We start from the raw sequence: 24,393 nt of genomic DNA, 5'->3' as shown, positions 1-24,393 counted from the left end.
AGCTAGCTTCACAGGACTAAATTAAATCTTTAAAAACTGTCAACCTATTTTAGGACGACTCACTGAAAACGAACGGACCCCGCCTGTTAGAATATGGTACCTATTGTATGGTTTCCTGTATTTTACCACAGCGCAGCATCTGCTCCCCGAAATACGGGTTCTCGATCTCTTCAGAGCAGAGCCGGTAACGCCCCTTTAGGTTTTCTGTTTACACAAGCGGCCCTCCACCAATAATCTCTTCACTGGCATATGACTCAAATTTTTTGAAGTTATCTTTAAACGCTTTTGCCAGTTGATGTGCCTTTTTATAATAACCTTCATCGTTGTTCCAGGTTTGTCTTGGGCTCAGTACTTCTGTAGGTACGCCCGGGCATACTCTGGGTTGGGCTACGCCAAATACAGAGTGAATATGATAATATTCCGGAGTGATCTCATTGCTGAGCTCACCATTAAGTGCCGCATTGATCATAGCACGCGTATATTTGAGCTTCATGCGGCTTCCCACTCCGTAAGGACCTCCGGTCCACCCCGTGTTGATCAACCATACATTTACACCTGACTCCTTCATCTTTTTGCTCAGCATCTCGGCGTAATACGTTGGGTGTAAGGGCATAAACGGCGCTCCAAAACAGGCTGAAAAACTTGGTAACGGTTCATCAATACCCGCTTCAGTTCCTGCTACTTTTGCTGTATATCCAGATATAAAGTGATATGCAGCCTGACCCGGGGTTAATTTAGAAATAGGAGGCAGAACGCCGAAAGCATCGGCGGTAAGGAAAAATATATTCTTTGGGTTGCTCCCTGTAGAGGGCTTTTGTATGTTCTCTATATGATAAATAGGATAGCTTACCCGTGTATTTTGAGTAATTGAGGTGTCTTGAAAATCTACCTCTCCTTTTTCGTTTATGATCACGTTTTCCAAGAGTGCTCCGCGCTTTATGGCTCCGTATATTTCAGGCTCATTTTCCTGTGAAAGATTAATTACTTTGGCATAACAGCCTCCCTCAAAGTTGAAAACACTGTTCTTATGGGTCCACCCATGTTCATCATCTCCTATAAGTTTTCTGGAAGCATCTGCAGATAGTGTGGTCTTACCGGTTCCGGAAAGACCAAAGAAAATAGCTGTATCATCCTTTTCTCCCACATTGGCACTGCAATGCATGGGCAATGTATTTTTATAAACGGGAAGAAGAAAATTAAGGGCTGAGAAAATCCCTTTTTTAATCTCTCCGGTATATCCGGTACCTCCTATTAAGGCTATTTTCCTTGTGAAATTAAGGATTGCAAAATTATGTTGCCGTGTACCATCAATTTCAGGGTCTGCCATAAAACCGGGAGCATTAATAACAAGCCAGTCCGGATCAAAATCTTTGAGATCTTTAGTTTCCGGCCTCAGGAACATATTATAAACAAAAAGATTGCTCCAGGCATACTCATTAATTACACGAATATTTACCTGGTACTCCGGATCTGCACAAGCATAGCAGTCTCTTACAAATACTTCTTTTTCTTTCAGATATGCGGTTACTTTGTCATAAAGCCGGTCAAAAGCCTCAGGCTCAAAAGGAATATTAATATCTCCCCACCAAACCTTATCTTTTGTAATTTCATCTTTTACAATAAAACGATCTTTAGGAGAGCGGCCGGTAAACTCTCCTGTATTTATTGCCAATGCTCCCGAAGATGCTTCTACTCCCTGGCCCCGGGCAATTGTAATTTCATGCAGTTTATCTGATGATAACTGATAATGTACTTTTGCCTTTTTTATTCCATATTCTTCTAAAGAAATCATCTTTGCTGTCATTGCATTGTTTTCCATAAAGTTAGGTTTCAATTATACCGATTTTACGGTACAAAATTAAAAAATAATAGTCTCTCAAACGTTTTCGCTAACGAGTTATTTATACTTTTTAACGATTATCTTCCAAAGCATTAAGCTCCAGGCTAGTATTAAAAAGGCACCTCCAATAGGAGTTAGCAGTGCAATAGAGGTAAAATTAAAAGACGTAAGGCTGTTGGTAGCCAGCAGATAAATGGACCCTGAGAACAGAAGTATTCCAATTAACAACAGATAAAACAGTCTTTTGGTGAGTATATTATCAAACACGGTAGTACCTCCCAAAAACAAAAGTAACAATGCATGATACATCTGGTACCTCACGCCGGTCTCAAAACTGGCAATAGCATCTGCATCTATTTGTTGTTTAAGCCCATGTGCTCCAAAAGCACCCAGGATAACAGCGGTAAGGCCAAAAAAAGCACCAAATCCCAGAATTGTTTTGTTCATAACTTCAAATTACTTATTTCTTATAAATGTAACATTTTACTACTTTCGTGTTACATTTTTCCATTTACAAAAATACTGAAGAAAAACCACTATGCGAAATATTCTTATTATAGGAGGAGGAAAGTCCACTTCATACCTGGTCGATTATTTTCTAAAGCAAAGTGCCCGTAAGCAGTTAACCGTTACCATAGCAGATCAAAACCCTGAAAATGCCAAAAAACTTTTGCTGGGCCATCCTTCCGGAAAAACGATCACCTTAAATGTTTTAGACAAAGAGCAAAGACAAAATGCTATAAAAAATGCCGACATTGTGGTTTCTATGCTTCCGGCGGCTCTTCATATTGAAGTAGCCCGTGACTGCATTACCTTAAAAAAACATTTGGTAACCGCCTCGTATGTAAGTGACCAAATGGAAGCTTTACATACAGAAGCAAAAGCAAACAAACTTGTATTCTTAAATGAGATAGGAGTAGATCCGGGAATTGACCACATGAGTGCTATGGAGGTGATAGACCGCATACGCGGTAACGGGGGTAAAATAATTCTTTTTGAATCTTTTACGGGAGGGCTGGTCGCACCGGAAAGTGACAATAACTTATGGAACTATAAGTTTACCTGGAACCCCCGTAATGTGGTGCTGGCCGGACAGGGGGGTGCCGCCAAATTTATACAGGAGGGTACTTATAAATACATTCCTTATCACAAGCTTTTCAGGCGAACAGAATTTCTGGATATTGAAAACTACGGGCGTTTTGAAGCCTATGCCAATCGAGATTCGCTTAAATACAGAAGTGCCTATGGCCTGGATAATGCCCTTACGTTGTATAGAGGCACTATGCGCAGAGTAGGCTTTTCAAGAGCCTGGAATGTTTTTGTTCAATTGGGTCTTACTGATGATAGCTATACCATAGAAGATTCGGAAAATATGTCGTACCGGGAGTTTATAAATTCTTTCCTTCCGTATTCACCTACTGATTCGGTGGAGCTAAAAATGAGACACTATCTTAAAATTGACCAGGACGATATTATTTGGGAGAAATTGTTGGAACTGGATCTTTTCAATCCGCATAAAAAAGCAGGTATCAAAAATGCTACCCCGGCACAAGTGCTGCAAAGAATACTGGAACAAGAATGGACACTACAGGAAGATGATAAAGATATGATCGTGATGTATCACAAATTTGGTTACACAATGAACGGAAAAAAATATCAGATAGATGCCAGTATGGTTACCATAGGAGCAGACAGGACCTATACGGCTATGGCTAAAACTGTAGGCCTGCCTGCCGCTATTGCCACTCTCAATATTCTGGATGGCACTATTCATACACCGGGAGTTTGTATTCCCATAAATAAAGAAATATACACCCCTATACTAAAGGAGTTAAAGACTTATGACATTACTTTTAAGGAAAAAGAAGTGTCGTATTTGGGTTATAACCCAGACAATATTGCAGGATAACTACTAATATGATAGCTTTTTTAGTATATTGAATTCAAAATAATGCTAAAAGATGAAAATAGCTAACGAAATCGTTGAGATTGACGGTATTGACAAAGAGATTTTACGCTATCTCATGGAAGATGCACGCAAGCCTATACTGGAAATTGCAAGAAGGATAGGCATTTCCGGGGCAGCTATTCATCAGCGCTTACGTAAACTGGAAGAATCAAAGCTTATATCAGGCTCAAGATTTATCATAAATCCGAAGGTTTTAGGATATTCTACCATGGCTTTTATTGGTATTTATCTGGACAAGGCCATGCGAAATCCCGAAGCTGTTAAACAGCTAAAGGATATACCGGAAGTGCTGGAATGCCATTATACCACCGGCAACTGGAGCATTCTTATAAAATTGCTATGCAGGGATAACGAACACCTTATGAATCTTCTGAATCATAAAATTCAAACTATTGAAGGCGTCTCGAGAACGGAAACTTTTATCTCGCTCAATCAACAAATAGAAAGGCAAATACAGATCTAAAAAAAGGCCCTGTTTGTATTCAGGGCCTTTTTTATATTTGAATGCTGTACTTTTTATTTATTCTCTGCTCCCCAATACTCTTAATGCAAAATACAATAAAGTTGCCAGCGAACCCAAAGCAGCTACTACATAGGTACGAGCGGCCCATTTGAGGGAATCTTCCGCACCTTCATACTCTTGTTGGCTCACGATATTTTTAGACTTAAGCCAGGCCAAAGCACGGTTACTGGCATCGTATTCTACCGGAAGTGTTATAAAACTGAACAGTGTACCGAAGCCAAACAACACCACACCTGCAACGGCTATTGCATATCCAAATTGCGAAGTTACTCCCAGGATAAAACCACCAAAGATTAACCAGGTGGAAAGCCCGGAAGCCACATTCACTATCGGCACCAATTTAGAACGCATTTGCAACCACTCATAGCCTTTTGCATGCTGTACGGCATGTCCGCATTCATGAGCAGCTACGGCAGCGGCAGCGGCGTTACGTTGGGTATATACCCCTTCACTAAGGTTCACTGTTTTGTTCATGGGGTTATAGTGATCTGTAAGCATACCGGGAGTTGATATTACTTTCACATCATTTATACCGTGATCTGCCAACATTTTTTCGGCAATCTCGGCCCCACTCATGCCATTTCTCAGATGTACCTTTGAGTATTTTTTAAACTTGTTTTTTAAACGTTGGCTCACCAGCATACTCGCCAGCATAAAGCCTCCTATAATTATCCAATATAAAGGATCTATTCCAAACATACTCTTTTTAATTTGATCATAAAATTACAATAAATACAGCAAAAACCCCGCCAAATTTAGCAGGGTTTTAACTTTGTGATCTTTTGTCAGTACAAGTTATCAGCTTCTGTTTTTTAGCCCGCCGGCACCCATATTACAACTCAGACAGGTGTATTGTTTTCCTTCTCAAGTCTTTTCAAAGCATTTTCCGTAGTGTATGCACACACAAACGATCCCAGTACAAACTCCGATAATGATACCAATGGCAATACTGACGAGTTGACATCTATTGATACACCCGAAAGTATCAATACAAGCTGAGTGAGAAATACAATAAATGGTATCTTTATCCAGTTACGGGCAAAATGTCTTTGAGCAAAACGCCAGTTGGTCTCGTTTTTAGATGATCTTTTGGTACGATAACCGTAAAGTGCATTGATTTCCTTAGGTGGAAAATAGTAAAGCAATAAAGGGAACAACAGTATCAATGTATCAAAAACGAGAATGGCTCCTAACATAAAATTTTAATTTTCGCTTTTTTAAAAGAGAGGTGATGTTAATCACATAATCATTAGGCAAAAGGTATAAAATAAGCCCCGCACTTACTGCAAAGAAAAAACTGGCAAGCCCGTGAACGATCACTATACTGAAGTGAAACAGGATGCCGGTTATCAGAAACCATTTTCTCTTAGGGCTGTTTTTATCTAAAACAATTCCTGCGGACAATAAGAACTCTACCGCCAGTGTACCCCAGGTAACGATCGTAACTGCAAATGCATTTGAAAGAAGCCATAAGAAAAGGGGGCGTAAGGTGGCATGAATACCAAAATATTCATGAGTGAGCCAATAAAAAGTAGCGGTTCCGTTTACCCATTCTGTAGCTGCAGCTTTGCCTACAAAAGAATGAAAATAGATGGCACAGACCTGAATTTTTACTAATGTTAGAAATGATCTTGCCAGTATGGAACGAATTGTATTTTTACTGTAAACCGGCGGGTCCCAATGCGATTTTCTGGAGTCTGTAATTGTTATGGGTAGTAGCAGAAAGGTGATTACTGCGGTAATATGATCTCCTCCATCAATCAAATTACACGAAGAAAAGAAAGAATAGGATATATACCAGTGTATGATGCCTGTATAGCGTGGATAGTATCCTGACAATACCAGTAATAAAGCGAAGATTGCTATGGTTTTTGCAAGAACCAGATAATCCTTAAGAAGGTAAAAAAGTCCGAAACCCTGCAACAAACTTGGTTTTTCATTAAGGGCCAGTGTATTAAACAGCACAGCATTAGAGTTTACCAGTAATGTAAACACAGTTCCCAAAGCCAGCAGGGTCCTTGCTAACCCTAATGTATTTGTCCATTTAAAATCCAAAGTCATTTTACATATATTTTAACGGCCCTGTAAGGCAATTTTACGTTCGATTTAGACCAGGCCCACGGTACACGTTTACTTCTGTAAATTATATATTCTCCCGAAAGAAGTTTTTCTGTGAAAATATTAGAAACCGTATCTGAAAGAACCAGCTTTTTTAGTACTTCTGAAATCTCTCCGCCCCTGTGTTCCTTCCAGCTTTGGGTGGGTACTTTTTTAATGATCTCTGCAAGTTCTGCACTTACTTTCCTGGTTTGCCTTTTAAACCCGAAAAAATCTTTAAACGACAAAGAAGCACTGTTATTTACTAAAACCAGTTTATCCCCTTCCATTTTATAGAGCTGTAATACTTCTTCTTTTGGGTTTCTGGTAAAAAATGCCCAGCCCTGAGGAAAAACCGAATACAATTCCTGTACGCTTGTATAAGACAAGCGTACAGGATTATCCCTGTTGGAAACTATGAACGAAATATAAACACCACTAAAAACAATGGAAACATAAATAACCGTTCGTAAATTTTTAAGAGTGAATATTTTCATTTTGCTTCCAGATGTATCATACTCCATAATGAGTGACAATTTCATCGATCATGATCTCTTCCTGCAACTCACTTTCTGCAAGCACTTCCTGCGCCTGCTTTTTGGGGCCATTAACCCATCGGAATACGTTAAACCAGACATATACATTAACAGCACCCGCATAGTTAACTGCTGCTGCAACGGTTTGTGCAACCACAATAACAACGGCTGCAAAACAGAACGTAGGACCGCAAAGAGCTGCGAACTCCTGGTGGCGGCTGTTTATGTGTTCGTTTAAGCGAGCTTGATTTAGAGTTCCATCGGCATTTGTGAAATCTTGGATGTTTATTTTTTCAGCCAGCTCTTTACCCAGCATAACTTCTTCGGCAATTTCGGGAGTACTTAAAAGTGCTTTCTCCAGCATTACTCCGCCATCTTTTAAAGTTTGTTGAACCAATAAATGATCACCACTGGTAATATTTGCATTAAAACTGGCAAAAAACGAACTGTCTAATCCGTCAATATTAGATAAGATAAGGTTCTCTACCCGGTTTACCTCGGCTATTTCACTTTCCTCAAGATTACTTTTAACGGCTATAAGGTCATTTACATGAGATAACTCTGAAGTAGCTGCACGCCCAAAAAAGATCTCTTTAAAAAGTGATTTTTCATCTAATGACAGTCTTCTTTCTATCGCCGAAACCTGTTGAGAACCGGTAAAATTCACTCCATCTGTTAAATTGGCATCTGTTTGCTCATCATCACGTGAACATGATAAAAGCATGGCAGAAATGCCCAAAAACAATAAAATTCTAGATTTCATATTCATTTAGTTTTACTTTAGTTAATTATCCTACTCTCTCGATTTTCGGTAACTCGGTTTACTTCTTGTTTTATTTCGGTTTCAACTTTCACATTTTCCGATTTTGGGAGGTCAGCCCTGTTTTAAACCTTATAAACACGTTAAAAAACAACTTATATATTGTATAAAGCCCTATGGCAAGATCACAACTGGTTACCATGATCTACAAATCAATAGCATAGCAGCTATGTCATAAAAAAACCGGCTTATTACTTAAATCTGATTTTTTTACTGATTATGATCTGGAAAGGCTGATAAACGTTCTTTGTATATAGCCAACATGTTAAAGCAGATGTGGCCTCAGGCACACAGATGCACTGACCGGCGCTGGTGCATACATACTGAATTCACTCTGGTGTGCTGAGTATCCTCCATTAATGTTAACAGATTCTTCCGGGGGACAGTTATAACTGCCCGCAAGCAAAGGGATATCACAAGTGTATGATTTGCCTCCCAGAATTGAACGATGAGACAGGTTGGAAACTTTTTCTTTTGTAAGTAAAAGAACAAAGTCCTTAAGCTTTCTTTTTTTCATAGCAATGTTAATTTAACATTCTAAAATTAATGGTTGTCAGAAAGTTAACATAATTATTAACTGTATTTTAACAAGCGAAAACCCCCTTATAAAAAAGAAAATAATTTATAAAAAAGAATATTAGTGTTCTATATGCGAAGTATTGTACTTACAAAGCTACTCAAAGTAAATTTTTGAGGTAGCTCAGAAATTTTTGCAAGAAAAACAAATAAGCCTTTATTTACTTTTTATCCTGAATACGATTGTATTTTTTCAGAGCCTTGACCAAAAGGTCATGCGGTATGGCATAGGCTGTATTTCCATTTATACCTTCCATGGTCTCGGCAGCGATCATTGAGTTAATAACTGCTTCCTCTACGGCCCATACGGTACCTTCAAAAATTGCCAAAAGCTGGTCGTTGGGCAACATGGCTACCTGCGTTTCATTTTTGCGATTAAAAGCATCTTTATTAGCGGTTGAAAAAGCCAGGAAAATATCACCGGAACCATTACTTCCACGACCCCCCACAAGCCCGATACCTATGGGCACCCTTTGTGCAACCCGTTTTAACTGATGTGGCAGTAAAGGAGCATCGGTCGCAACCACAACAATTATTGAACCGTCACCTTCTTCACGGCTGGAGGCAGGTGGCTTGCGTATTATATATCTCAAAGTATCTTTAAGTTCTTTACCTACGGGAATACCTGCAATGGTAAGATTTCTTCTGGCGCCAAAATTGGCTTGTACCAATACACCAATGGTGTAGGTAGCTTCTCCAATTTGCACAACCCGGGAAGCAGTGCCAATACCGCATTTAAACCCCAGACACATCATACCGGTACCGCCCCCAACATTCCCTTCGGTTACCTTTCCGCCTGAGGCGTTACTTATGGCTTCCAATACATGTTTTTCTTTTACGTGAAATCCATAAATATCATTCATATACCCGTCATAGGTTTCTGCAACTACCGGATACGTGTACCACATTTTTTCTCCCCGGTACCAGTCTGTATCTACATACCATTTAAGTACAGCATCTCTAACAACACCCACACTATTGGTATTAGTGACCATAACAGGGGTTTCCAAAAATCCGGACTCTGTTACCCATGTCGTTCCGGTCATTTCACCGTTACCATTTAAACTGTACCAGTTGGCAAAAACCGGACTGTATTTTTTTCCACGCGGAAATATGGCCGTAACTCCTGTTCGCACGGGACCTTTTCCCGCAAAATTTTCGCCGCTTCCTTCTATTATTGTACTATGTCCTATCTCAACTCCCGGTACATCGGTAATAGCATTGTAGAAACCAGGTAATCCTGTAAATGGAATACCCAGGTCCCGGGCACGGGGTTTTTGACCATACGTAATTATTGCACCTAGTAAAAGCAATACAATCCACAGTTTTCTCATATTTAGTAATATTATCCTATTACTAATATAAATATTTTCTTAATTTCTAAGAAGCTATCCGGGCAGGCATACGCTACTCTCGGGTTCACTTTAATCATTTTTTTAGTACTATTTACCTGAAAATGAAGATATTTCTTTCGGTAATATCCAAATTGATACTGTTAGATCATATCTGTTAAACCCGGTGAATAAAAGGTTTTAATATTTTGTTTATCTTTTTTAACGAAAGTTTAAACAAAAAAAGAATGCTTTGATAAATGCTTGCCATACCTTTAGAAAAAATTAAAACCATTTAAAAATGAAATTAAAGACTTTAACCACGGCTTTTGCATTATCTGCAATGGTATTTGCAACAACATTTGCCAACACCAACGGTAATGACAAAAAAACTGAAACTGAAAAGGCAGAAACTGCAGTAAACCCTAACATTGTGGAGGTAGCAGCAGGTAATGAGGATTTTTCTACACTGGTAGCCGCTGTTAAAGCAGCGGAGCTGGTGCAAACATTAAGCGGTGAGGGGCCCTTTACTGTATTTGCACCTACCAATGCTGCTTTTGACAAATTACCGGAAGGTACTGTAGCCAATCTTCTTAAACCAGAAAACAAAGGTACTCTTACGGCTATCCTTACCTATCATGTGGTTGCCGGCACATTTAAAGCTGCCGATGTAGTTGCAGCCATTAAGGCTAACAAGGGTAGTTTTACGATTACTACTGTACAGGGGGGTAAGCTGGTAGCATCTTTAAAAGGCGAAAATGTAGTTTTAAAAGATGAGAAAGGCAATTATTCTACAGTAGTTATTACGGATGTAGAAGCATCTAACGGGGTGATACATGCTATTGATACGGTAGTAATGCCTAAATAAAAAGTAAAGCACCCATCACATTATTTAAAAACCGTTACTCGATTAGTAACGGTTTTTATTTTTATAAAAAAAGCCCGGACATCCGGTTTTTGCCCTGTACGTTCTCTTATGGCCAATAATCATTTGTTAGCCCACTACATTCACGATTTTTCCATGAACCACTATTACTTTTTTAGGGGTTCGTCCGTTCAACTGTTTCTGGGTGCGCTCATCTTCCAGTACAGCCTTCTCTACTTGTGCAATATCGAGATCCAGTGAAAGTTCTATTTTAAAACGCATTTTTCCATTAAAAGATACGGGATATTCTTTGGTACTTTCTACCAGGTATTTTTCATCGTATGCCGGGAATGTTTCGTAGGCTATGGTCTTTTCATGTCCGAGTTTTTCCCAGAGCTCTTCGGCTATGTGTGGTGCATAAGGTGAAATGGTTATGGCCAGCGGTTCTAAAATAGCCCTGTGATTACATTTTTGTGCAGTAAGTTCATTAACCGCGATCATAAAAGAACTCACCGATGTATTAAAGGAGAAGTTTTCAATATCTTCTTTTACCTTTTTGATGGTTTTATGAAGGGTTTTTAAAGCAGCCGCAGGAGGAGCTTCTTCTGAAACTGAAAAACTACCGTCAGGACTATTGTGATACAATTTCCAGAGTTTTTTCAAAAATCCGAACACACCGCTAATACCGGAAGTATTCCAGGGTTTTGCCTGTTCCAGAGGCCCAAGAAACATTTCGTACAAACGAAGGGTATCTGCACCATACTGTTCGCAAATATCATCTGGATTTACCACATTGTATTTGGACTTTGACATCTTCTCCGGTTCACGCCCTACTATGTACCTTCCATTCTCTAATAAGAACTCGGCATTGGCAAATTCAGGCCGCCATTTTTTAAAGGCGTCTATATCCAGTTCATCAGATGAATTGACAAATGTGATATCTGCATGGATCGCTTCGGTAGTATAGGCATCTTTTAAACCTTTTGAAACCAGTTTATTGCTTCCGCTTATACGGTACACAAAAGCACTGGTACCCAAAATCATTCCCTGATTAATAAGCTTTCGGGCATATTCCTCTACAGGTACCCAACCCCTGTCAAATAAGAATTTTTGCCAGAAACGGCTGTACAACAAATGTCCGGTTGCATGCTCGCTGCCCCCTATGTACAAATCTACATCTTTCCAGTAATTGACTGCTTCCTGTGATACGAATTGTTCAGGATTATGCGGGTCCATATATCGGTTAAAGTACCATGAACTGCCCGCCCATCCGGGCATAGTATTGAGCTCAAGCGGATACACTCCTTCTTTTTCATTAATTAGTGTATTTTGTACCACTTTGTTTTTACGGGTATCCCATGCCCATATCTCAGCATTGCCCAGGGGAGGCTCTCCCGTTTCTGTTGGCAGATATTTTTCTACTTCCGGTAGCTCGAGTGGCAAATGCTCAAAAGCTATGGTACGGGGCATTCCGTTCACGTAATATACAGGAAAGGGCTCTCCCCAATAACGCTGCCTGCTAAATACGGCATCGCGAAGGCGATAATTGATTTTACCTTCTCCGCGCCCAAGGGCCTCCAATTTTTCAATCGCTTTTTGCGTGGCTTCTTCATACGCCAAACCGTTGAGAAAATCGGAATTGGCAATAATGGTAGTTTCCTTATCATTAAATGCCTCTTCTGTGACATCTACTCCTTTAAAAATATTTTTGACAGGGGGCATTCCCGGTTCACCTGCAAAATAATTGGCAAAATCATGATCGCGCTGGTCTCCGCAAGGTACGGCCATTACCGCTCCCGTACCGTAACCCGCCAGCACATAGTCTCCTATCCAGACCGGTATTTTATCTCCGGTAAACGGGTGCAATGCATATGCTCCCGTAAAGACGCCCGATATGCTTTTTACATCTGCCATACGTTCGCGCTCGCTTCGTCTGGCTGTAGCTTCTACATAAGCGTTCACTGCTTCTCTCTGCGCATCTGTGGTAATTTTACTAACCAGCTCGTGCTCGGGTGCAAGGGTCATAAAGGTTACTCCAAAAATAGTATCGGGGCGGGTAGTGAACACTTCTATATCGGCCTCAGATCCATCTAACTGAAAACGTACGGAAGCTCCTTTGGAACGGCCTATCCAGTTACGCTGACTCTCTTTAAGCGGCTCCGGCCAATCTATGGTATCAAGCCCCTTAAGCAATCGCTCAGCATATGCAGTTATACGCATGCTCCACTGGGTCATTTTTTTCCGTATTACGGGGTACCCCCCCCTTTCGGAAACACCGTTTACCACTTCATCATTGGCAAGAACGGTACCCAGGGCGGGACACCAGTTTACCTCGGCTTCTGCCAGGTAGGTAAGACGGTATTTAAGAAGTATGTTTTCTTTTTCTTCTTCACTGTATGCACGCCATTGTTCTGATGTAAAGGGTTTTACATTTTCATCACAAACAGCTTGTACTTGCGTATTACCGGTTTCTTCAAATATGTGTATCAAATCTGCAATGGGCGCTGCGGTGTCAGATTCTATATTGTACCATGATTCGAAAAGCTGAATAAATATCCATTGTGTCCATTGGTAATACGAAGGATCTGAAGTTCGCAACTCACGGCTCCAGTCAAAAGAAAAGCCCATTTTATCTAGCTGCTCCCGATATCTTTTGATATTGGTTTCAGTGGTGATCGCCGGATGCTGTCCGGTTTGTATCGCGTATTGTTCGGCAGGAAGCCCAAAGGAATCATATCCCTGCGGATGAAGTACATTATATCCCTCATGCCTTTTAAATCGTGCATAGATATCACTGGCAATATACCCCAGCGGGTGTCCTACATGCAGGCCGGCCCCTGAGGGATACGGAAACATATCGAGAACATAAAATTTGGGCTTTTCAGAGCGGTCCTCTGCTTTAAACGTATGGTTTTTGGCCCAGTATTGCTGCCATTTTTGTTCGATCTCATTAAAAAGGTACTTCATAGGGATAGTTTGTTTTCAAAACGGCACATATTTTTGCCGGTCAACTTACTAATAAGCCGCAAAAATAGTGTTAATGACTGAAAGGGAAAAGCTTCGCTGTTGCGTTTTAGCAAGGAAACGTTTAAAAGGGCAGACAAAAAATACCTGGAACTTACGGGTTGGGTTGCCTGGCCTTTAATTCCATAGGCAGAAGGCAACTGTATATAAACTGATTTACGGGAACCGGCACTTTCCACCTACTGGCTTCTTTAACTATATACCCGTTAAAATCTTCCAGTTCTGAAGGCCGACCTTCCATAAGGTCACGTTGCATAGATGCGGTAGTATGCGGGTCCTGCTTATCAATAGTTGCCATTACCCGGGCTACATCTTGCTCGTTTAACCCTATTCCTTTAGCTCTTGCCAGCAAACAGATCTCTCCTGCTACCTGTAACATGAGTTCCCGCACCTGTGGTGTACTTCGCATAACCCCAATTTCTGCACGTGTAAGTGCTCCTAACCCGCTAAGGGTAGCAATAAAAAGGAACTTTTGCCATATGGCCAATTGTATATTATCTGGGATCTTGTTATCAATACCTGCTGTATTAAATGCTTTCTGTACCTCTGCAATTCTTTTGGTTTTTTCATTGTTAACCTCCCCAAAGAGTATTTGCGGATGAAAAGCTTTGTGCCATATGCGCCCGGGACCTTCCACAAAACTAATAATGCGACAGAGCCCTCCCAGTATTTGGTTTGGCGGAAGTATGCTTTGCAATTTTTCTATGTTATTAACAGCATTTTGGAGAGGCATTACCAGGGTGTGATCTTCCAGATGCGGTTGTATGGATCTGGCAACTTCTTCTAATTGCCATGTTTTTACTGCCAAAAGTATAAGGTCAGGGCTTTGAACTTCTGCAATGTTAGCAGTAACCTTATCAGGATAGGCTATAAAATCTCCATAGATACTGCGAACCTGCAAACCTGAAGTTGTGATGGCATGTAAGTGTTCTCCCCTGGCAATAAATGTGATATGCACTCCCGATTTCGCCAGCTTCCCGCCAAAATATCCGCCTACACCGCCTATTCCATAAACAACAATTCGCATTAACAGTTCTTATAGTTATTAAATAGATTTACTTTAGTACTTTTACACAAAACTTATGCAGGACTAAAGATATGAGCAAATCTTTTGAAAAGTACCAGCGAAGAAAACTGATCTCCTCTTACTTTTCGGTCACGCTTAGCATTGCACTTGTACTATTCCTTTTGGGAGTACTAGCACTGCTGGTGCTCAACACCAAAAAACTGGCCGATCACTTTAAAGAGCAGGTTGCCATTTCCATTTTTATTAAGGACAATGCCAAGGAAGTAGAGATCAATCAACTTCAAAAAACCCTTGCACTTGCCGAATATACAAAATCTGTGACTTTTATATCAAAAGAAACCGCTGCCGAGGAACACAGTGTTGAGATCGGGGAAAATTTTATGGAATATCTGGGCTATAACCCGCTCCAAAACTCAATAGACCTATATCTTAATGCGACATACGTAGCACCTGAACAACTGGAGCAGATAGCTCAGGATATCAGCTCTAAGGAATATGTATCTGAAGTGTCGTATGATAAACCTTTAATCTCCCTTCTTAATGATAATGTGAAAAAAGTAGGGGTATGGATACTTATCATTAGCGGGGTATTTACCATTATTGCCGTATTGCTTATTAACAGCTCTATTCGCCTGTCTATTTATTCCAGACGTTTTATTATTAAAACTATGCAAATGGTGGGTGCTACCAAAAGTTTTATACGAAAACCTTTTATTCTTAAAAGTATACAACTGGGCATGATAGGGGCTACGCTGGCATTAATAGCCCTGGCGGCTATATTGTATTATCTGGACATGTATTTTTCTGAACTTAATTTATTACAGGACCCTATTTTGCTTGTTTTTATATTTACCGGTATTTTTGTGTTGGGAGTCGTCATTACCTGGATAAGTACTTTTTTTGCCACACAGAGGTTCCTGAATTTAAGAACAGATGATTTGTATTATTAAAAAAGCAGTATAGCACCTGTACATAGATATTATGAAAAAAAATAAAGCACAAAAACCACCAGCATCAGCTAAGCCGGAGTTCATTTTTAAAAGAAAGAATTACCTGTTTATGTTCATAGGACTCGCATTTATTACGATCGGGTTCCTTCTTATGAGTGGTGGCGGTGTAGATGATCCCAATGTTTTTAATCCGGAGATCTTTAATTTTAGAAGAATACGTCTCGCACCTACACTGGTTTTAATAGGTTTTGCGATTGAAGTTTATGCTATCCTTCTGAATCCGGATAAGAAAAAAGACGCCTAAGTACCCTATGGATAACATTGACGCAATTATCCTCGGTATCATTCAGGGGCTTACAGAATTCTTACCCGTTTCTTCCAGCGGTCATCTGGAATTGGGAAAAGCACTCCTTGGGGAAGATTCTATTCCCAAAGAAAGTTTACTCTTCACTATCGTACTTCATTTTGCCACGGCTTTAAGTACTCTGGTCGTTTTTCGTAAAGAGGTAATAGATATTTTGAAAGGGCTCTTTCAGTTTGCATGGAACGAGCAAACCATTTTTTCGCTTAAAATTATCGTTTCTATGGTTCCTGCTACCTTTGTCGGGATATTTTTTGAAACCGAACTTGAAAAATTGTTTGGTGAGAACATACAATTGGTAGGTTTTATGCTTATCATCACAGCTTTGCTTCTTTTTCTGGCAGACAGAGCAAAAGACACTACCAAAAATGTTACGTATTACAATGCTTTTATCATAGGTCTTTCTCAGGCTATTGCTATTTTACCGGGTATTTCCAGAAGTGGTGCTACCATCTCTACATCGGTTTTACTGGGAATAGATAAAACCAAAGCGGCCCGTTTCTCTTTTTTAATGGTGGTACCACTTATTTTTGGGAGTATTGCCAAAAACCTGATGGAAGGAGAACTTTCGTTAGAAAGTAGCCAATTTACCCCCATGGCACTTGGATTTACAGCCGCTTTTATTTCTGGGCTGGCCGCCTGCACCTGGATGATACAACTGGTTAAAAAGAGTAAACTAACCTGGTTTGCTGTGTATTGTTTAACAGTGGGTGTAGCTGCTATCGTTTTTGCATTTTTCAATAGTTAACCCCACTAATGTACACCGAGAATAACATTAAAGAAGGACAGATTGTTTTAATAGATAAGCCCTTAACCTGGTCTTCTTTTCAGGCGGTTAACAAAGTGAAGTGGGCCATTCGCAAAAAATTCAATCTTAAAAAAATTAAAGTGGGCCATGCCGGTACGCTAGATCCTCTGGCTACCGGGCTATTAGTAATTTGTACGGGAAAGTTCACTAAAAAAATACCTGATCTCCAAGGGCTTCAGAAAGAATACACGGGAACATTTACACTGGGTAGTACAACTCCTTCGTATGATCTGGAAACTTTACCAGATCACACTTTTCCCGTTGACCATATTACGGAAGCCATGATCCATGAAGCCGTAAATTTGTTTACAGGCACTATACAACAGTTACCTCCTGTATTCTCTGCTCTTAAAAAAGACGGGAAACGGTTATATGAATACGCACGCAAAGGAAAAGATGTCTCCCTCGAACCCAGGCAGGTAACGATTCATGAGTTTGAGATAACACGCATAGCGCTTCCGGAAATAGATTTTAGGGTAATTTGCAGTAAAGGTACATATATACGGTCTTTGGCCCATGATCTTGGAAAAGCATTAGCCTCCGGAGCACATTTGTCAAAATTGAGAAGAACCAAAATAGGGAGTTTTCACGTAATTAATGCTATATCTCCGGAAGAATTTGAAAACCAATTACATGATTAAATTTAATTCTTATTTTTATATTTAAAATAATTTAGCCCCAAAAGAGTTACTAGTGTATGGACCTCAATAGCCGTCAATTATCATTTATTATTACTTTTCTCATCATGAGTATAGTTACGCTTACCGTATTCAATATTCAAATGAGCGGAATGCAGGAGCCTGAATACCTTTTTGAAATGGTTGTAGATGAAAAGCTTGAAGAAGAACTCAAATTACTGGACGAGCAAACACAGCAACAGGATATTGCAAAAACACATATGGCTTACAATGAAGCTGTAAAAAGCCGTTTTGATAAGGAGCTGGAAACTTTTAAAACACTGGATGAACTTAGAGAAGAGGCTAAAAACAACGATGCCCGGGATAAAAGTTCTGATGACAGCAAATCTAATAACAGTGAAGAAGACGTTACCAACAATGAAAACGATCGTTACCTCACCTCTTCCGGTAACACGGGTATGGAGGCCAAAGCAGAGAAAAAGGAGCGTGCCGAAGCTTCCCGGGGGGATGATACATCTAAAGACCTTAAAAAATCGAATGTTTTTAGACGTAATACCACTATATCCTACTCCTTAAAAGACCGCATGCATTTAAAACTTGCCAATCCTATTTATACCTGTGAAGAAAACGGGAAAATTGTAATCAACATAAAGGTAGATGCCTCAGGAAATGTAACCGAAGCCTACTTCAATAAAGCCAGTTCCACATCAACCAATGGTTGCCTTATAGATAATGCTATTGCTTATGCATTGCGATCTAAGTTTGAATCGGGAAGTACCCCCCAGCAACTGGGTTCTATCACTTATTTGTTTCAAAATCATTAGAGCAACTCTGAAAGATCCCGGGCAATGGTTTGCCCTTTGTCTTTATTGTACCACAATTGGAGTTCTTTCTTAAATTCCGGTGTAAGTGCACCATACTCTTTTTTAAATTCATCTACCATACGCGTTGCTGTTGATGGTCTTGGGCCCCAGGTGTTCATAACCTCTGCTGTCGTATTATCAATGACCAGCAGTTTCGGGATCGCCCGCCCGCCATTGGTAAGATATCGTTGCATCAATGCATCATTCTCATCCCGCAATACCAGTTTAAAGGTAATACCTTTATTAAGGGAGGCCAGTTTACCTATAACGGGAATAGCATGAGCCGCATCACCACACCAGCTCTCGGTAAGCACCAGCCAGGTGACATTCCCCTGAAAACTCTCTATTTTTTCACGTACGGGATCAGAAATTTTTAAAACCTTATCCCAACGCTGCATTCTCCTTTCATTTAGTATGGTATAATTACTCAGGGCTTCGCTTTGTTCTGCTCCGGTTGATAACCCTTTTGAAATCATTGCAGACACAAGCTTTTTATAGGTTTCATAGCTCATGGCATTCTGTATGCTCTCCTGTATTTCGGGGTATGTGATCATATTATTAATTTTATCAAAAATAGTTCTAAAAATAGAAATTATAGCTATAAGTCTTAGTACCTTAGTAGTCGTTTTAAGTAAAACTTACAACCTGATATTTTATCTTAAATCCTGGCCTAATGAAAATACACAGATGTGGCTGGTGCGAGGGAGACACCTTATATGAAGCGTATCATGACCATGAATGGGGTGTACCTGTTTATGATGATGATACAATTTTTGAATTTCTGATGCTGGAGACTTTTCAGGCAGGGTTAAGCTGGATTACTGTTTTGCGGAAAAGAGAGAACTTCAGAGCGGCTTTTGACAATTTTGACTATAAAAAAATAGCCAACTATACGGAAGCCAAGTATCTGGAACTTTTGGAAGATCCGGGTATTATTCGAAATAAACTCAAAATAAAGGCTACTATCACCAATGCCCAGGCTTTTATGAAAATACAGGAAACTCACGGGAGTTTTAGCAAGTATATCTGGTCTTTTGTAAACGGGAAACCCGTTCAAAACCGTTTTGCGCATTATAAAGACGCCCCGGCACGTACCCACATATCTGATACACTTAGTAAAGACCTCAAAAAACAGGGTTTTAAATTTGTGGGAAGTACTGTAGTTTATGCCCATATGCAAGCAACAGGTATGGTAAATGACCATGAAACGGGTTGTTTCAGATACGAAGAAATAAAAAAAATAGCATGACATGAAAAGAATAACTTTGCTTTTCGGTATTCTGTGTTTTTGTAACCTAGGCAATGCACAACAAAAAAATGAAAAAGAGGAGCGTATTCGGGAAAATGTCTTTCCTAAAATAGCCCTGCAATTGTTACGTGATCACATTAAGAACCCCAAAAACCTTAAATATTACAGAGAAACCGATAGCCTCAAAATGAGTTATGAGGCCAAGTTTAAATTAAAAGAGCGGAGGTACAGTGTAGAGTTTAGCAAAACAGGGGATCTGGAAGATGTAGAAGTGCTCATAAGCAAAGAAGAGGTGCCTGTTAACACTATGGAAAAAATCCAAGCCTATCTGAAAAAAAATACGCGAAAATATCACATTGAACGCATTCAAAAACAATATGTAAACACTTCGGATATCAATAGTGCAGATGTATTAGAAAGTGCTTTAAATGATCATTCTTTTGAATTTATTAATTACGAAATGGTTATTTGGATTTCCAAAAAAGACACTTCAGGAAGGGCAGAGTTCACTTTTGACCATCAGGGTGATTTTGTATCCGAGCGAAGTTTTGTGAGCAGCTATGACCATGTACGTTATTAAAAGAGTTCTCTTTACCTTCTTCTTATTTATGATCATTAAAGTCCAGGGACAATCAGACCTTACCGGTTTCTGGGAACCTGAAGTGGCTGTTAATTACAAGGTAAAAGAAGGCTACAAACACAATTTCAGTGTACGTAAAAGAAGTTTTATCCGTAAAGAGGGTAACACCGTATTTGATGTTCGGCAAATAGATGTGTCTCATTTCTCAGGTTTTAAACTCTCCAGAAATGTAGATGCCAGTTTTGGTATTATGTACCGTTTTAGAGAAGAGTTTGACAACGGGAGAAGTGACGAATTGCGGTTAACCCAACAGTTTAATTATGCATACCGGCCCCTACATATACGTTTTGGACACCGTATTCGTGCTGAGCAACGCATTACTTCTGAAAGAACGGTTCACCGTTTCCGTTATCGATTTGCAATAGACAGCCCTTTGAATGGTCAAACCACCGATGTAGGTGAAGCTTATGTAGTTGCATCTACAGAAGCCCTTTTAAGTGTAGCTGGTGATATTTCTCCTGAGTACGACCAAAGGGTTACTATTCAAATGGGATGGCTTCTTGCCAAGGAGTTACGGTTTCAAACAGGTATAGAGTACCGTATTGAAGATTATACTAACGGAAAAGACCACGTAGCTTTTCTGCTTTCTTCACTTATCTTTTCCCTGTAAAATATTGAGAAACGCTTTCCGGGAAATGTTCTCGGCGCCAAAACTGGCCAGATGAGGGGTATATACCTGGCAATCTATAAGCCTGTATTGTTTTCTTTCCAGTTTTTGTACCAACCATATAAATCCGGCTTTTGATGCATTATTTACTTTGGAGAACATACTTTCTCCACAAAAAACAGATCCCAGGTCTATGCCATACAACCCTCCTACAAGCTTCTCATTTTGCCACACCTCAACTGAGATAGCATGCCCTAATTTGTGAAGCTCTTTAAACGATTTTATCATTTCACGAGTGATCCAGGTCCCTGACTGGTCTTTTCGTGATATTTGGGCACAGTTCTCAATAACCTCATCAAAACAACGGTTATAGGTAATCGTAAAAACCCTTTTTTTCAATATTCTTTGCATACTCGATGAGATTTTCAACTTTTGAGGAAACAATACCATACGGGGATCAGGACTCCACCATAAGATAAGGGCATCATCTTCAAACCATGGAAATATACCTTTTTTATAAGCCAGCAATATTCTTTCAGGTGAAAGATCACCGCCCACGGCTACAATACCTTCCGGAGAAGCACTTTGTGCAGGAGGAAATTCCAGTTTGTCGGTTAAAAAAAACATAGAGACCAATTAAAAAATGATAATGCTCATGTAAGCACTAAAAAAACACTTGTATTTCTTTGTTATGTTATTTTTTTTATTCAAATTTGTGTTATGTCTTTACACTTCAATTTATTTTTCATCATTGCTTTTTGAGTTTGTTGTAAAGACAAAACCTAAAACCACAACATTAAGCTCCGATACAGCCTGTCGGAGCTTTTTTATTTAAGCCAGCAGCAACAATCCTCCTATATAGATCGCCCCTCCTACAACCATCAAAATAACAGTATATGGGAGTATTTCTCTTGCCTTGAGGCGGGTAATCCCCAAAAGGGGCAGCGCCCAGAAGGGCTGTAGCATATTGGTAATCTGGTCTCCGTATGAAAGTGCCATGACCGCTTTAGGCAAAGGTACTCCCAATGCAAGAGCAGATTCTATGACAATAGGTCCCTGAACGGCCCACTGGCCCCCTCCGCTGGGCACAAAAATGTTTACCAGAGCACCACTGAGAAACGTAAAAACCGGTAAGGTTACTTCATTACTAACAGACACGAAAAAACCGGAAATTACATTCACCATACCACTGCCGCCCATTATACCCATAATTCCAAAATACAAGGGAAACTGTATAAGTATTCCCGATGTTCCTTTAATGGCCTCTTCCAAAGCCCTGAGAAACCTTTTAAAATTGCCATGTAACAATATGGCCAGTCCCAGCATAAAAAAATTAAGCATATTGGGAGTAATGGTAAAACCGGCCAGAAGCGAGTGGTATTGAAAAACAAAAGCCAGTAAAATGAGTGATCCAAAAATTACAGCCAGCCACAGAGAACGGTCCATCTTTTCCGAGCCTACGGGTTTATGCTCTTTATCTCGCGAAATTTCATAAGGTTCAAGATCAATAGGGGTTGGTTTTACCTTTCTACCTATACGGTAAAGGATAAAAGGGATCACCACAAGTATAATACCAAAGATAAAAAGGTTCCACCAACTAAATACTGTTTCTTGCGTGGCAATAACATCTGGAAGGCGAGCAACGATCTCCGGTGATGTTACGGATTGCATAAGCTGGGCTAGATGTCCTTTTTCAGCCACTTTAAGCGGAGCAGAGCCACTAATGCCTCCGTGCCATACCATTAATCCTACATACCCTGATGCTCCGATTAGAGGATAATTAATGGGGATCTGGTTTTTATGAGCATACTCGGCTACCTTTCGGGCCATAATAGCGCCGAAAATGAGTCCCAGCCCCCAGTTAAAAAAAGAAACCAGCATGGTAGTGACACTTACCAATACAGCAGCGCCGGCGGTACTATGCACATGTTTTACCAGTGCCTGGATAAGTTTGTTTACCGGAATACTTAACACCAGAACATGCCCTAACACCAGAATAAGCATCATTTGATAGGCAAATACAAGCAGTGCATTATTCCAAACCCCGTTTTCCCAATATTTCAGGATAGTCACTATATGGCTCTCGCCTTCGGGAGATGAGGTAAAGAAAAAGGCCATCACCATTGTAAACAGTGTTAACAATACTGCAATGGTAAACGGAGAAGGGAGGTACTTTTTAAAAAGGGATTCTACCGCATTTGTAAGTCGCATATTTTTGGTTTTACTGTACCCTTCGTATTCGATAAAATAAAAAAAGAGAGGTGCCGCCTCTCTTTTCTATCTTATTCAGGCTGTAACTTTTTTAAAAAGGAAGATCGTCATAATCTTCTTCTTTAAAATCGTTTGCCGGTTCAAAAGCATCCATAGGAGGTACTTCCTGGGTAGGTTGTGATGTATCGGCCTGAAGGCTTTCGATCCTCCATCCCTGAATAGAGTTGAAGTATTTGGTTTCTCCCTGGGGATTTACCCACTCTCTTCCTCTTAAGTTGATACTTATTTTTACAGGTTGCCCTACCTGAAAATTATTCAAAAGGTCGCACTTATCCTGTACAAACTCTATTAACAGGTGTTGCGGATATTGCTCTTCGGTAGTAACAACTACTTCTCTTTTTCTGAAACCATTACTTCCATATGTTTTGGTTTCATCAATCATTTTTATTTTACCTTCTACTTCCATATCTGTTAGTGTTTTGCCAGCAGCACTTTCCATGCAGAAAGCACTTCTTCATTGTTTAAAAATTCTTTTGCTTTTTGATGAATAGCTTCCTCATCTTCTGTACTTAGTACAGCTCGTGTTTCCATAGAGTTATTTACGAAAGCCCGTACTTCTTCTTCAGTAGGTAATTTATCTACATTACCAAGTATTCCCAGATCATTTCCGGTAAGCACTTTGCTGTTTCGTATGTGCATGGGTATGGCATCTACCCCTATCCCCAGGGAAGACAGTGGTTTGGGCACTTCAAACATTCCCATATTGGCCCGGCAGTACCAGTTACCGCCCATACGACTTACCAGGTCTATTTTATGTTGATCGATCACTCCGTTAGCATCAAGATATTCTTCGTTTATATGCATTTTCAAAACTTCACATAGAATTAGGTTCCCCGCACCTCCGGTAGTTCCTAACTCTATTACTTCACGAACCCTGCATTCAAACTGTACCGGAGACTCCGCCACTCTAAAAGGTTTTACAACTTCTGAAGGCAACATGGTAAGTCCCGATTTTTCAAACTCGTTAACCCCCTCGGGATATTCGGTACTGGAGAGTGACATTTGTTGAACAATGGGGTAGTTAACCACATTTATAACCACTTCCTTTGTTCTTTTGGCATTCTCAAGAGTATGTTTTGTCGTATTATCACGTACCCTCCGGTTAGGTGAAAAGATCATTAATGGAGGATTGGAGCTAAAAACATTGAAAAAACTGTATGGTGACAGATTAGGCCTTCCATTTTCATCAACGGTACTTGCAAAAGCAATAGGCCTGGGAGCTACGGCCCCCAATAAATAACCATGTAGTTTTGCGGTGGGAATATCTTTAGGGTCTATTGACAGCATCTTAACAAAATTTGCATGACAAAAATAGGTAAACTATAAGAGCCTGAAAAATCATTTTGGGGTATGCACGCAATAATTTTGAAGCTTTTACTTTATATTTAACGCAGTAAG

26 protein-coding genes are annotated in these 24,393 nt (G+C 40.0%); 11 read left to right on the top strand and 15 right to left on the bottom strand.

The features are described from left to right. Positions 1–208: 208 nt before the first annotated feature. Both pckA and WAO84_RS16365 read right to left on the bottom strand, forming a co-directional pair. Entirely contained in the window at positions 209–1,819 is a 1,611-nt protein-coding gene (pckA, locus tag WAO84_RS16370) for a phosphoenolpyruvate carboxykinase (ATP) (protein ID WP_340067175.1), read from the bottom strand. A gap of 78 nt (positions 1,820–1,897) precedes the next feature. Beyond that, positions 1,898–2,287 (bottom strand): DUF423 domain-containing protein, encoded by a 390-nt coding sequence (locus WAO84_RS16365; RefSeq protein ID WP_340067174.1) that lies wholly within the window; start codon positions 2,285–2,287, stop codon positions 1,898–1,900. A gap of 91 nt (positions 2,288–2,378) precedes the next feature. On the opposite strand from WAO84_RS16365, the gene WAO84_RS16360 reads away from it, so the two are divergent. After that, positions 2,379–3,749: a saccharopine dehydrogenase family protein gene (locus WAO84_RS16360; RefSeq protein ID WP_340067173.1), complete on the top strand. Its 1,371-nt coding sequence runs from the start codon at positions 2,379–2,381 to the stop codon at positions 3,747–3,749. Positions 3,750–3,801: 52 nt separating this feature from the next. Further along, positions 3,802–4,272, top strand: coding sequence for an Lrp/AsnC ligand binding domain-containing protein (locus WAO84_RS16355; protein ID WP_340067172.1), 471 nt, complete (start codon positions 3,802–3,804; stop codon positions 4,270–4,272). Between the two features lie 57 nt (positions 4,273–4,329). Here WAO84_RS16355 and WAO84_RS16350 read toward each other — a convergent pair whose 3' ends face one another. The 6 genes from WAO84_RS16350 to WAO84_RS16325 all read right to left on the bottom strand — a co-directional run bounded on the left by WAO84_RS16350 (position 4,330) and on the right by WAO84_RS16325 (position 9,695). Continuing rightward, entirely contained in the window at positions 4,330–5,031 is a 702-nt protein-coding gene (locus WAO84_RS16350) for a zinc metallopeptidase (protein ID WP_340067171.1), read from the bottom strand. Between the two features lie 140 nt (positions 5,032–5,171). Continuing rightward, positions 5,172–5,528, bottom strand: a complete 357-nt coding sequence (locus tag WAO84_RS16345; RefSeq protein WP_340067170.1) for an SdpI family protein — start codon at positions 5,526–5,528, stop codon at positions 5,172–5,174. Continuing rightward, positions 5,503–6,393: a sporulation-delaying protein SdpB family protein gene (locus tag WAO84_RS16340; RefSeq protein WP_340067169.1), complete on the bottom strand. Its 891-nt coding sequence runs from the start codon at positions 6,391–6,393 to the stop codon at positions 5,503–5,505. The genes WAO84_RS16345 and WAO84_RS16340 overlap by 26 nt, the downstream gene beginning before the upstream one ends. Then, the gene (locus tag WAO84_RS16335; RefSeq protein WP_340067167.1) at positions 6,390–6,971 is read right to left on the bottom strand and encodes an SdpA family antimicrobial peptide system protein; all 582 of its coding nucleotides are present in this window, start codon (positions 6,969–6,971) and stop codon (positions 6,390–6,392) included. The genes WAO84_RS16340 and WAO84_RS16335 overlap by 4 nt, the downstream gene beginning before the upstream one ends. Next, positions 6,943–7,728, bottom strand: a complete 786-nt coding sequence (locus WAO84_RS16330; protein ID WP_340067165.1) for a sporulation delaying protein family toxin — start codon at positions 7,726–7,728, stop codon at positions 6,943–6,945. Before WAO84_RS16330 ends, WAO84_RS16335 begins: the two co-directional genes overlap by 29 nt. A 794-nt stretch (positions 7,729–8,522) precedes the next feature. Then, positions 8,523–9,695 carry a DmpA family aminopeptidase gene (locus WAO84_RS16325; RefSeq protein ID WP_340067163.1) on the bottom strand — a complete coding sequence of 391 codons (1,173 nt, stop codon included), beginning with the start codon at positions 9,693–9,695 and terminating at the stop codon, positions 8,523–8,525. Positions 9,696–9,993: 298 nt separating this feature from the next. Here WAO84_RS16325 and WAO84_RS16320 point away from each other — a divergent pair, with 298 nt between their 5' ends. Continuing rightward, entirely contained in the window at positions 9,994–10,560 is a 567-nt protein-coding gene (locus tag WAO84_RS16320) for a fasciclin domain-containing protein (RefSeq protein ID WP_340067162.1), read from the top strand. A 126-nt stretch (positions 10,561–10,686) separates the two neighbouring features. Here WAO84_RS16320 and leuS read toward each other — a convergent pair whose 3' ends face one another. Next, a complete protein-coding gene (gene leuS / locus WAO84_RS16315) occupies positions 10,687–13,524 on the bottom strand; it encodes a leucine--tRNA ligase (protein ID WP_340067161.1) in 2,838 nt (945 codons plus the stop codon). A 151-nt stretch (positions 13,525–13,675) separates the two neighbouring features. Then, entirely contained in the window at positions 13,676–14,608 is a 933-nt protein-coding gene (locus WAO84_RS16310; RefSeq protein ID WP_340067159.1) for a ketopantoate reductase family protein, read from the bottom strand. A gap of 71 nt (positions 14,609–14,679) precedes the next feature. On the opposite strand from WAO84_RS16310, the gene WAO84_RS16305 reads away from it, so the two are divergent. From WAO84_RS16305 to WAO84_RS16285, 5 genes are read left to right on the top strand one after another with little or no spacing between them, the layout of a single operon-like run. Next, the gene (locus tag WAO84_RS16305; RefSeq protein WP_340067158.1) at positions 14,680–15,558 is read left to right on the top strand and encodes a cell division protein FtsX; all 879 of its coding nucleotides are present in this window, start codon (positions 14,680–14,682) and stop codon (positions 15,556–15,558) included. A gap of 31 nt (positions 15,559–15,589) precedes the next feature. Then, entirely contained in the window at positions 15,590–15,862 is a 273-nt protein-coding gene (locus WAO84_RS16300) for a DUF3098 domain-containing protein (protein WP_340067157.1), read from the top strand. A gap of 7 nt (positions 15,863–15,869) precedes the next feature. After that, the gene (locus tag WAO84_RS16295; protein ID WP_340067155.1) at positions 15,870–16,667 is read left to right on the top strand and encodes an undecaprenyl-diphosphate phosphatase; all 798 of its coding nucleotides are present in this window, start codon (positions 15,870–15,872) and stop codon (positions 16,665–16,667) included. Between the two features lie 8 nt (positions 16,668–16,675). After that, positions 16,676–17,368 (top strand): tRNA pseudouridine(55) synthase TruB, encoded by a 693-nt coding sequence (gene truB / locus WAO84_RS16290; protein ID WP_340067154.1) that lies wholly within the window; start codon positions 16,676–16,678, stop codon positions 17,366–17,368. A gap of 56 nt (positions 17,369–17,424) precedes the next feature. After that, on the top strand, positions 17,425–18,189 hold the full coding sequence (locus WAO84_RS16285; protein WP_340067153.1) for a hypothetical protein: 765 nt from the start codon (positions 17,425–17,427) through the stop codon (positions 18,187–18,189). Here the strand turns inward: WAO84_RS16285 and WAO84_RS16280 are convergent. Then, on the bottom strand, positions 18,186–18,782 hold the full coding sequence (locus tag WAO84_RS16280; protein ID WP_340067152.1) for a thioredoxin family protein: 597 nt from the start codon (positions 18,780–18,782) through the stop codon (positions 18,186–18,188). The genes WAO84_RS16285 and WAO84_RS16280 overlap by 4 nt on opposite strands. A 119-nt stretch (positions 18,783–18,901) precedes the next feature. On the opposite strand from WAO84_RS16280, the gene WAO84_RS16275 reads away from it, so the two are divergent. The 3 genes from WAO84_RS16275 to WAO84_RS16265 are packed head-to-tail and all read left to right on the top strand — an operon-like array spanning position 18,902 to position 20,727. Further along, a complete protein-coding gene (locus tag WAO84_RS16275; RefSeq protein WP_340067150.1) occupies positions 18,902–19,477 on the top strand; it encodes a DNA-3-methyladenine glycosylase I in 576 nt (191 codons plus the stop codon). A gap of 1 nt (position 19,478) precedes the next feature. Next, entirely contained in the window at positions 19,479–20,057 is a 579-nt protein-coding gene (locus WAO84_RS16270) for a hypothetical protein (protein ID WP_340067148.1), read from the top strand. A gap of 28 nt (positions 20,058–20,085) precedes the next feature. After that, positions 20,086–20,727, top strand: a complete 642-nt coding sequence (locus WAO84_RS16265) for a DUF2490 domain-containing protein (RefSeq protein WP_340067147.1) — start codon at positions 20,086–20,088, stop codon at positions 20,725–20,727. Here WAO84_RS16265 and aat read toward each other — a convergent pair. The 4 genes from aat to WAO84_RS16245 form a co-directional block, all read right to left on the bottom strand. Continuing rightward, on the bottom strand, positions 20,707–21,351 hold the full coding sequence (aat, locus tag WAO84_RS16260) for a leucyl/phenylalanyl-tRNA--protein transferase (protein ID WP_340067146.1): 645 nt from the start codon (positions 21,349–21,351) through the stop codon (positions 20,707–20,709). The genes WAO84_RS16265 and aat overlap by 21 nt on opposite strands. Before the next feature lie 204 nt (positions 21,352–21,555). Then, positions 21,556–22,935, bottom strand: coding sequence for a short-chain fatty acid transporter (locus WAO84_RS16255; RefSeq protein WP_340067145.1), 1,380 nt, complete (start codon positions 22,933–22,935; stop codon positions 21,556–21,558). Positions 22,936–23,026: 91 nt separating this feature from the next. Beyond that, positions 23,027–23,401 carry a DUF3127 domain-containing protein gene (locus WAO84_RS16250; RefSeq protein ID WP_340067144.1) on the bottom strand — a complete coding sequence of 125 codons (375 nt, stop codon included), beginning with the start codon at positions 23,399–23,401 and terminating at the stop codon, positions 23,027–23,029. A gap of 5 nt (positions 23,402–23,406) precedes the next feature. After that, the gene (locus tag WAO84_RS16245) at positions 23,407–24,282 is read right to left on the bottom strand and encodes a flavin reductase family protein (protein ID WP_340067143.1); all 876 of its coding nucleotides are present in this window, start codon (positions 24,280–24,282) and stop codon (positions 23,407–23,409) included. Between the last annotated feature and the right edge of the window lie 111 nt (positions 24,283–24,393).

Source organism: Ascidiimonas aurantiaca, from assembly GCF_037646345.1.
Lineage (GTDB): Bacteria > Bacteroidota > Bacteroidia > Flavobacteriales > Flavobacteriaceae > Ascidiimonas > Ascidiimonas aurantiaca.
The sequence above is the reverse complement of the archived record's forward strand: the minus strand, read 5'-3'. Positions and strand labels throughout refer to the sequence as shown.

What these genes read in the sequence shown, in the direction of transcription:
- WAO84_RS16250 (WP_340067144.1), bottom strand. Translation starts at nt 23,401, where the DNA reads ATGGAAGTAGAAGGTAAAATAAAAATGATTGATGAAACCAAAACATAT.
- WAO84_RS16340 (WP_340067169.1), bottom strand. Translation starts at nt 6,393, where the DNA reads ATGACTTTGGATTTTAAATGGACAAATACATTAGGGTTAGCAAGGACC.
- WAO84_RS16280 (WP_340067152.1), bottom strand. Translation starts at nt 18,782, where the DNA reads ATGATCACATACCCCGAAATACAGGAGAGCATACAGAATGCCATGAGC.
- WAO84_RS16255 (WP_340067145.1), bottom strand. Translation starts at nt 22,935, where the DNA reads ATGCGACTTACAAATGCGGTAGAATCCCTTTTTAAAAAGTACCTCCCT.
- aat (WP_340067146.1), bottom strand. Translation starts at nt 21,351, where the DNA reads ATGTTTTTTTTAACCGACAAACTGGAATTTCCTCCTGCACAAAGTGCT.
- WAO84_RS16320 (WP_340067162.1), top strand. Translation starts at nt 9,994, where the DNA reads ATGAAATTAAAGACTTTAACCACGGCTTTTGCATTATCTGCAATGGTA.
- WAO84_RS16330 (WP_340067165.1), bottom strand. Translation starts at nt 7,728, where the DNA reads ATGAAATCTAGAATTTTATTGTTTTTGGGCATTTCTGCCATGCTTTTA.
- WAO84_RS16310 (WP_340067159.1), bottom strand. Translation starts at nt 14,608, where the DNA reads ATGCGAATTGTTGTTTATGGAATAGGCGGTGTAGGCGGATATTTTGGC.
- WAO84_RS16300 (WP_340067157.1), top strand. Translation starts at nt 15,590, where the DNA reads ATGAAAAAAAATAAAGCACAAAAACCACCAGCATCAGCTAAGCCGGAG.
- leuS (WP_340067161.1), bottom strand. Translation starts at nt 13,524, where the DNA reads ATGAAGTACCTTTTTAATGAGATCGAACAAAAATGGCAGCAATACTGG.
- WAO84_RS16275 (WP_340067150.1), top strand. Translation starts at nt 18,902, where the DNA reads ATGAAAATACACAGATGTGGCTGGTGCGAGGGAGACACCTTATATGAA.
- WAO84_RS16350 (WP_340067171.1), bottom strand. Translation starts at nt 5,031, where the DNA reads ATGTTTGGAATAGATCCTTTATATTGGATAATTATAGGAGGCTTTATG.
- WAO84_RS16285 (WP_340067153.1), top strand. Translation starts at nt 17,425, where the DNA reads ATGGACCTCAATAGCCGTCAATTATCATTTATTATTACTTTTCTCATC.
- WAO84_RS16325 (WP_340067163.1), bottom strand. Translation starts at nt 9,695, where the DNA reads ATGAGAAAACTGTGGATTGTATTGCTTTTACTAGGTGCAATAATTACG.
- WAO84_RS16335 (WP_340067167.1), bottom strand. Translation starts at nt 6,971, where the DNA reads ATGAAATTGTCACTCATTATGGAGTATGATACATCTGGAAGCAAAATG.
- WAO84_RS16245 (WP_340067143.1), bottom strand. Translation starts at nt 24,282, where the DNA reads ATGCTGTCAATAGACCCTAAAGATATTCCCACCGCAAAACTACATGGT.
- WAO84_RS16360 (WP_340067173.1), top strand. Translation starts at nt 2,379, where the DNA reads ATGCGAAATATTCTTATTATAGGAGGAGGAAAGTCCACTTCATACCTG.
- truB (WP_340067154.1), top strand. Translation starts at nt 16,676, where the DNA reads ATGTACACCGAGAATAACATTAAAGAAGGACAGATTGTTTTAATAGAT.
- WAO84_RS16345 (WP_340067170.1), bottom strand. Translation starts at nt 5,528, where the DNA reads ATGTTAGGAGCCATTCTCGTTTTTGATACATTGATACTGTTGTTCCCT.
- pckA (WP_340067175.1), bottom strand. Translation starts at nt 1,819, where the DNA reads ATGGAAAACAATGCAATGACAGCAAAGATGATTTCTTTAGAAGAATAT.
- WAO84_RS16365 (WP_340067174.1), bottom strand. Translation starts at nt 2,287, where the DNA reads ATGAACAAAACAATTCTGGGATTTGGTGCTTTTTTTGGCCTTACCGCT.
- WAO84_RS16295 (WP_340067155.1), top strand. Translation starts at nt 15,870, where the DNA reads ATGGATAACATTGACGCAATTATCCTCGGTATCATTCAGGGGCTTACA.
- WAO84_RS16355 (WP_340067172.1), top strand. Translation starts at nt 3,802, where the DNA reads ATGAAAATAGCTAACGAAATCGTTGAGATTGACGGTATTGACAAAGAG.
- WAO84_RS16305 (WP_340067158.1), top strand. Translation starts at nt 14,680, where the DNA reads ATGAGCAAATCTTTTGAAAAGTACCAGCGAAGAAAACTGATCTCCTCT.
- WAO84_RS16270 (WP_340067148.1), top strand. Translation starts at nt 19,479, where the DNA reads ATGAAAAGAATAACTTTGCTTTTCGGTATTCTGTGTTTTTGTAACCTA.
- WAO84_RS16265 (WP_340067147.1), top strand. Translation starts at nt 20,086, where the DNA reads ATGATCATTAAAGTCCAGGGACAATCAGACCTTACCGGTTTCTGGGAA.